Source organism: Terrabacter sp. P5_B1 (genome assembly GCF_056400505.1).
The window spans coordinates 1-3,879 of record NZ_JBFULD010000369.1 but is presented as its reverse complement, the minus strand read 5'-3'; the positions used below and the strand labels follow the sequence as shown (position 1 = coordinate 3,879).

The 3,879-nt window shown below is 70.6% G+C and carries 3 protein-coding genes and 1 pseudogene; 2 read left to right on the top strand and 2 right to left on the bottom strand.

Translation table 11 applies throughout. The features are described 5' to 3' along the window. Nucleotides 1-76: 76 nt before the first annotated feature. Nucleotides 77-2,239: an MDR family MFS transporter gene (locus AC1DP0_RS19325; RefSeq protein ID WP_478087661.1), complete on the bottom strand. Its 2,163-nt coding sequence runs from the start codon at nucleotides 2,237-2,239 to the stop codon at nucleotides 77-79. A 74-nt stretch (nucleotides 2,240-2,313) separates the two neighbouring features. Between AC1DP0_RS19325 and AC1DP0_RS19320 the strand changes: the two genes are divergently transcribed. After that, a complete protein-coding gene (locus AC1DP0_RS19320) occupies nucleotides 2,314-2,922 on the top strand; it encodes a TetR family transcriptional regulator (protein WP_478087659.1) in 609 nt (202 codons plus the stop codon). Nucleotides 2,923-2,978: 56 nt separating this feature from the next. Here AC1DP0_RS19320 and AC1DP0_RS19315 read toward each other — a convergent pair whose 3' ends face one another. Next, entirely contained in the window at nucleotides 2,979-3,341 is a 363-nt protein-coding gene (locus AC1DP0_RS19315) for a TraR/DksA family transcriptional regulator (protein WP_478087656.1), read from the bottom strand. A 116-nt stretch (nucleotides 3,342-3,457) separates the two neighbouring features. Between AC1DP0_RS19315 and AC1DP0_RS19310 the strand changes: the two are divergent. Beyond that, nucleotides 3,458-3,879 (top strand): annotated as a pseudogene (locus tag AC1DP0_RS19310) (hypothetical protein); the annotation flags it as partial.

Below are 3,879 nucleotides of genomic sequence, written 5' to 3'. Positions count from 1 at the left end.
GTCCTCGTGACGAGAACTGGCCTCTCGATGTGTGCGAGGCGACCACACGTGGCCTCTCGACGGTTCGGAGGGCGGGTCAGCGCACTGCCGCCCGGCTCCCCGCCTCGGCGTGCTCGGCGTGCTCGGCGTGCTCGGCGACCCTGGCGTTCTGCCGGTCGACGAGGTAGGCGGCGGTGAGGTCGTCACCGACAGTGGACAGGAGGCGGATGTCGACCGCCTCGTGGCGCTCGGCCACGGTCGGCTCGACCGTCGTCATGACGGTGCGGGCGTCGCGCTCGGCCACGGCGGTGGCGAGCTCGCGCTTGAGCGCCTCGTCGAGGATGCCGCCCGAGACCTTGGCCCGCGCCGCGACCTCGACGGCGAACCGCTCGGTCTCGGCCACGAGCGCGGGGTCCTCGGAGGTCAGCATCCGCGACGTGCGGTGCAGCAGCGCCGCACCGGCGTCGAGGTCCCCCTCGCCGAGCCGCGTCACGGCCTGCGTCAGCAGCGGGCGGTCGCCGCGCAGTGCCGAGTCGGCGAGCAGGCCCAGGCGGAGCCCGAGCAGGCGCTCGTGCGTCCGCGTGTTGCCGGCCTCGCGGCCGAGCGGCACCTTGAGCTCGTCGTCGGGGGACGACTGCGACATCGTGTCGAGCAGCTCGATGCCGGCCTCGTCGGGCGTGTGCACGGTGTCACGCAGGGGCACCTCCTTGATGAAGAGCGCGGCGAGCAGCGCGAGCACGAACGGCACCAGGCCCCAGACGAACACGGTGTGCAGGGAGTCGGCGAGACCCTGCTGCACGCCGGTCGCGACCTGCGGCGGCAGCGTGGCCAGGGCGGACGGGTCGAGCACCGAGCCGGCGCTGACCTGCTGGCCCGACGCCTGCATCTGCTTGACGACCGAAGCCGGCAGGTGCCCGGCGATGTTGCCGGCGAGCCCGCTCGTCATGATCGTGCCGAACACGGCGGTCCCGACGGTCGAGCCGACGTTGCGGAAGAACTGCGTCGACGCGGTGGCGACGCCGAGGTCCTTGCGCTGCGAGGAGTTCTGGATGATGAGGGTGAAGACCTGCAGCGCCATGCCGAGGCCGACGCCGAAGACGATCATCGACAGGGTCAGGTCGAGCTGGCTCGAGCCGTAGTGCAGCTGGGTCAGCAGCCAGAAGCCGACGCCCATGATGAGGATGCCTGCGATGGTCTGCAGCTTGTAGCGGCCGGTCTTCGTGATGACGAGCCCGGAGATGATCGACAGTCCGATCATCGCGACCGACATCGGCATGAGGATCAGACCGGAGTTGGTGGCCGACGCGCCGAGCACGCCCTGGGCGTAGACCGGGAGGTAGATCATCGCGCCGAACATCATGACCGACACCATGAAGGCCGCGATGTTGGAGAGCGTGAAGAGCGGGCTCTTGAAGAGGCGCAGCGGCATCACGGGCTCGACCGCCTTGCGCTCGATGGCGATGAAGACGCCGAGCATGACGATGCCCGCGGCATACATCCCGATGATCGCGGGGGAGCTCCAGTCGAGGGTCGTTCCGCCGAGCGAGGTGGGCACCAGCAGCAGGATGAGGGTCATCGACAGCGCGGCGATGCCGGCCTTGTCGACGACGGTCTCGCGCGGGGTGTGCTCGAGGTGGAGGAAGCGGCTGATGCCGAAGAAGGCGAAGACGCCGATGGGCAGGGTGATGAAGAAGAGGTAGCGCCAGCCCCAGTTGTCCGTGACGAAGCCGCCGACGAGCGGGCCGAGGATCGACGCGAGGCCGAAGACGCCGCCCATGAGGCCCTGGTACTTGCCCCGCTGACGAGGCGGGATGATGTCGCCGATGATCGTCTGCGAGAGCGGCATCAGCGTGCCCATGCCGGCACCCTGGATGGCGCGGGCGGCGATGAGCCACCAGAAGTTCTGGGCGAACCCGGAGAGGATCGAGCCGGCCATGAAGACGACGAGTCCGCCGAGGTAGAAGCCGCGCCGGCCGTAGAGGTCGCTCATCTTGCCGACGATCGGGACGGTGATGGCGCTGACGAGCATCGCGGCCGTGGCGAGCCACGAGTAGTGGTCGATGCCACCGAGCTCGGCGACGATGCGCGGCATCGCGGGGCCGACGATCGTCTGGCTGATCGACGCCACGAGCATGCCGAGCATGAGCGCGACGAAGATGTTGCGGGTCGAGCGGTTGAGTCCGGGTGCCTTCGCGGCGCTCGTCGAGCTGGCTGGGCCGGTCGTGGCGTCCGTGGCTGTCCCCTGGGTCTTCTGTGGCATGGCCGCCACAGTACGCCGATCGTGCAGTGACTGCAAAATTGCAGTCCACGCACTGATCGTGTCACCATGGGTGCATGAGCACGGACCTGCTGAGCGACGAGTCGTGCGGCCTGCGTGAGCGCAAGAAGCGCGAGACCCGCCGCGCGCTCAACCTCGCTGCCCTCGACCTCGTCGAGGAGAGGGGCTTCGCCGCCGTCACCACCGAGGAGATCGCGGCCCGCGCCGGCGTCAGCGCCCGCACCTTCTTCAACTACTTCCCGTCGAAGGAGGCCGCCGTCATCGGCACGACGGCCGAGGAGCTCGAGGCGTATGCCGTGTCGCTCGAGGAGGACGCGGGGGACGAGTCACCGCTCGACTCCCTCCGTCGGATCCTTGCCGGCATGCTCGCGCCGACCTCGATGGACCGTGAGCTTCGGGCCAAACGACGACGCATCCTGCTCGGCGAGCCCTCGCTCGCGCCCGCCCTCGTCGGCAACAACATCCGCATCGAGAACGCCCTGACGGCGGCGCTCGAGCGCCGCCTCGGCGTCCGGGCCGGGGCCTCGCTCGAACCGCGCCTCACCGTGGCCGTCGCCATCGCGGCCGTGCGCGCCTGCATCGAGCRCCAGCAGAACGGCGGTGCGGGCCGTCTGGAGCGCAACATCGACCAGGCCTTCGACCGCATCGCGGCCGGCCTGCGCTGAGCACCGACCCCGTCGCCGCGTCCCCTCAGCGCCGCGTCCCCTCAGCGACAGATCCCTCAGCGACGGAGGGCGGCTGCCGCGTGGGCGATGCAGGTGCGCGCCGCCGGTCGCGCGCGCAGCCGCTCGTCGGGAATCAGGTCGCCGCACACCTCGCAGCGACCGTAGGTGCCGTCGGCGATGCGCTGGAGGGCGGCGTCGATCTCGGTGAGGTGCTGCTCGGCCTGCTCGATGAGCGCGCCGATCTGGGTGCGCTCGTAGGCGATCGTCGACCCCTCGGGGTCGTGCTCGTCGTCGGCGATGTTGGCCTGAGAGGCTTCGACGACCTCGGCGAACTCTCGACGTAGCCCGGTGATGCGCTCGATCTCGTTGGCCCGGGTCGTCGTCAGCTCTGCCGCGTGGGCGGCCGTCTTGGTGCTCATGTCCCCATGATCCTCCGATCGGGCCCGTTTCGTGGGGACACGTGGTGCACTGCACCCCGGCGCCGGAGTGATGTCGGCCTCGTGGCCGCCGGTGGACACTCGGGCAGGATGGGCCCATGAGCGACCCCAGCGGAGTGGTCTTCCCACTCGACCCGGCATCCGGACGCCGCAGCACGACCGCCACCGGACGGGCCGTCGTCGCTGACGCCCTGCGCGGTGTGGACCCCCTGGGCGCCGCGTCGGCCGAGCGCGAGACCAACTGGCGCCAGGGCTACCTGCCGCACTTCCGGCGCCTCGTCGAGGCGGGGGTCGCAGTCCCGGGTGCCGCGCAGACCATCGCGGCCAGTGGCCTCGAATCCCTGCACCGGCGGATGCGCTGGGCGGACGCCACCGGAGACCACCCCCTCGACGCCGCGTTCGCATCCGACGAGCAGGCTGAGCCGATGGGGTCCGAGACCTTCCGTGGCGAGGGCACGCCCGATCGCGTGCTGACCGTGCCGTATGCCGGTGAGCGCCTCTCGGGGGACGCGCTGCGCCG

Coding starts and splice junctions, on each gene's coding strand:
- AC1DP0_RS19325 (WP_478087661.1), bottom strand. CDS start 2,239: ATGCCACAGAAGACCCAGGGGACAGCCACGGACGCCACGACCGGCCCA.
- AC1DP0_RS19315 (WP_478087656.1), bottom strand. CDS start 3,341: ATGAGCACCAAGACGGCCGCCCACGCGGCAGAGCTGACGACGACCCGG.